The following is a 3,185-nucleotide window of genomic DNA, read 5'->3' as shown; positions in this document are numbered from 1 at the left end:
CACCACAGCCACGCTGCTGCCACTGCTGCTGCTCGCTGTTTCGATCATCAACCTCCGCCGACTGCGCCAGGCGACCGAGTTATGAGACCAGGTGTCAATGGAACATTACTCTTGACCTAGCTTATGGGACATGCCTCGCCGACCATGGACCTCGAATGGGAAACTCATCCCAAACCGTCCCACTACCAAGGATGTGGGACGGTCACTTCGAGCTCGACGGGGCGTCTCGCATCCCCTGCCTTCCAAGACAGAACGTGGCGGACACGCGACCATGGTCTACCACTTTGGATCAGTCCAGCAGCGCGTCGATGGCCGTTCCCCTCACCTGCTGAGCACAGACGTTTTCAGGTTCTTCTGCTCGAGGCGTCGTCATGTGCGCCCCAACATCTTCCACGGGCCGGGTGCTGGGGCGGACAATCCCACCATGACGACTCTCACGTCCTGCTTGTGGTTCGATACCGAAGCCCAGGACGCAGCGAACTTCTACCTCACGGTGTTCTCTAACTCCCGGATCACCGACACCACCTACTACGGCGAGGCCGGGCCGCGGCCGGCGGGCATGGTGCTGACGGTGGAGTTCGAGCTAGACGGCCATCCGTTCACCGCCCTCAACGGCGGGCCCGAGTTCAGCTTCAGCGAAGCGGTGTCGTTTCAGATCGACTGCGCGGATCAGGCGGAAGTGGACCGGTACTGGGAGGCTCTCACCGCCGACGGCGGGCAGGAGAGCATGTGCGGGTGGCTCAAGGACAAGTACGGGCTGTCCTGGCAGGTGGTGCCCCGCCGACTCGTCGAGCTGCTGGCGGACCCGGACCCGGCCCGGGCGCAGGGGGTGATGGCTGCGATGATGCCGATGCGCAAGATCGTCATCGCCGACTTGGAAGCCGCCGCTGACGCCTCGTGAGCTGTGCGGCCCTTGCCGTTATCCGCCGACCGCTCACTGGCCGGCGCGACCCATCCGCGACCGGGCCCGAGAGGCCACGTCGATTTTTTGCACGGCAGTCGTGGAAGGCCGTGAATGGTCGAAGATCAAAATACGCGATCGCTTCCAGTAATTTCAGCCAGGATGCACTGGAAAATTCTAGCCATGAGAAGGCCATGTATCAAAGCTATGGGAGGCTGGTCACGTGTCTGCGTCAACGATATTGAAGGGGATTAACCTTTCTGGATTCAGTGATCGAGGGGATTATTATCATCCCGCGCCCCACGATCAGATGAATTTCTACCATGCGAAGGGAGTGAACTTCTTCCGGATACCGATCTGGTGGGATCGTTTGCAACCGGCGCCGAACGCTCCATTCGATCCCACCGTCTGGAGCCAGGTGAAGGATGTCATCGACCATGGGCTCGGCCTGGGCTGCACGATCATGATCAACAACCACTGCATGGGCGGTCGCCGGGTCGATGGACAAGACCGCAAGCTCGGCGACCCACAGCTGCCATACGGGTACCTCACCGACTTTTGGACGCGCATAGCGGCCGTCTACAAGAACGAGGAAAAGGTGTGGTTCGACCTGATCAACGAACCACACGATCTGCCACTCAATGGACACGTCACGTCCACGAACGCACTCGTCTGCATCTACAACCAGGCGATTGCCGCGATCCGTGCCGAAGGGGCTACGAATCTCATCGTTCTCGAAGGCAACGGCTGGAACAATGCCAAGGCGTTCAACCAGAACCCGTTCTACAATCCCGGCGGAGGGCCTCCTACCAGTGGAGAGGCCTTCCGAGCGGGTATTTTCGACACAGCAAAGAACTGGTGCGTGTCGTGCCACAACTACCCTGACGAAGGGCACGGCCAGGGCGGCCCTGCCAAAGACGCGACAATCCTTCGGTCGCAGTTCCAGAACGTCATGGACTGGGCCGCCTCGTACTGGGCGACCACTCACAACATCAAGGTCATCTGCGGAGAGTGGTCGGTCACCGCTGACGATCCCAACGGGCCAGCAGTGACGACTGACTATCTCAACTGGTTGGACGCGAACCAGGACAAGGTAATCGCCTGGTCCTGGTGGGACGGCCGAGAAAAAGGATGGCAGGGTGGGAAACTCACAATCTTCAGCGACGCAGTCCCCGAAGATCCTCGCTGGGCCTGGCTCCAGCCTTATCTCACCTGAATGACAGGCGCCCGATCGAGGGCCACGGGGCGATACGGGGGTCACGCGAAGGATTCGTACGCGTGCGTGAATGTTCAGAAGTTGAGTCAGGCAGGGTGACTGACATCTTCATGCATTCGTTATGGCACACCCAGCACCAAGAAGGACGGCATCCGTGCACCTAGGCGGAGAGATCGCCGATCTGAACAGTGACGCCTCCCTGCGCCACGCCCTGCACCTGCCACCCCACCACCGGTACGCCGTGCTGCAGGCAACCCACCAAGTGGTCTCCAGGACACGCGTCCCGTACGGCCGCGACCTTCACCCTCGGACACACCTGCCCGACGCGTGACATCGGCGGCGCGAACTACCCCGCCCACCAAGTGCCCATCACCGAGACCAGAAGATGCCGCAACGATCACGCCGCGAGGCGGTGGCCCTGGCAGCCCACCGGAGACCACCCTGGCGCTGCTTCACGCCCGACACCTGAGGACCCATGCGACTACGACTTCCGCGCTGGTCCGCAAATCAAGAATCGGCACCTGAGAACACCAACAGCCGGCAAAGCTCGAGTCTCGCAACCAGAGTGGCTCATAACCCATAACTTGAAAGACGGCCCACCGTTGTATTACTCAGCTTGAGTCCATAGTTATCTACCTCATGGCTAACCTGGTACATCAGTCACGGGCGCCCCTGCAACCCCGTGGCCCGGTCTAGCCTCGGGCCGCCCATCTCTTGAATTGTGAACAGGACGAAGGGTATGACCATCTCTGCCTCCGGGGCTCTGGCCGTCGAGCTGCACCGTCACTCCCCCACCCACGGGCTCGCGACCTACGACCCCATGGTCTAGACCCCCGTGTCAACGCCGAGTCAATATTGACCCCTCAGTGCCGGGCGGATTCCAAAAACGGTGGGTTCTAGCGGTCGTCGCAACATCCCTGGTAGATGGAGGGATGGAGATGGGCATCAGAGGACGCAAGCGGCGGCTGGTCGTGGAGGACGAGTACTGGGCGCTGATCCTGTCCGGGGTGGGCACGGTCGAGGCGTGCCAGATGGTCGGGATCGGGCGCAAGACGGGATACCGATGGC

2 protein-coding genes are annotated in these 3,185 nt (G+C 61.2%); both read left to right on the top strand.

What is annotated here, in order from left to right; genetic code table 11:
• The first annotated feature begins 424 nt into the window (after positions 1 to 424).
• Positions 425 to 901: a VOC family protein gene (locus ACFU0Y_RS17695; protein WP_380216200.1), complete on the top strand. Its 477-nt coding sequence runs from the start codon at positions 425 to 427 to the stop codon at positions 899 to 901.
• 223 nt (positions 902 to 1,124) lie between these two features.
• Complete coding sequence (locus ACFU0Y_RS17690) at positions 1,125 to 2,117, top strand: glycoside hydrolase family 5 protein (RefSeq protein ID WP_380216198.1); 993 nt, start codon at positions 1,125 to 1,127, stop codon at positions 2,115 to 2,117.
• Positions 2,118 to 3,185 lie beyond the last annotated feature (1,068 nt).

Source organism: Kocuria sp. NPDC057446, assembly GCF_042802875.1.
GTDB lineage: Bacteria > Actinomycetota > Actinomycetes > Actinomycetales > Micrococcaceae > Kocuria.
This window is presented reverse-complemented; position numbering and strand designations above follow the sequence as displayed.

Bases quoted from the DNA above. Each gene is read 5' to 3' on its own strand.
- ACFU0Y_RS17695 (WP_380216200.1), top strand. From the start codon at position 425: ATGACGACTCTCACGTCCTGCTTGTGGTTCGATACCGAAGCCCAGGAC.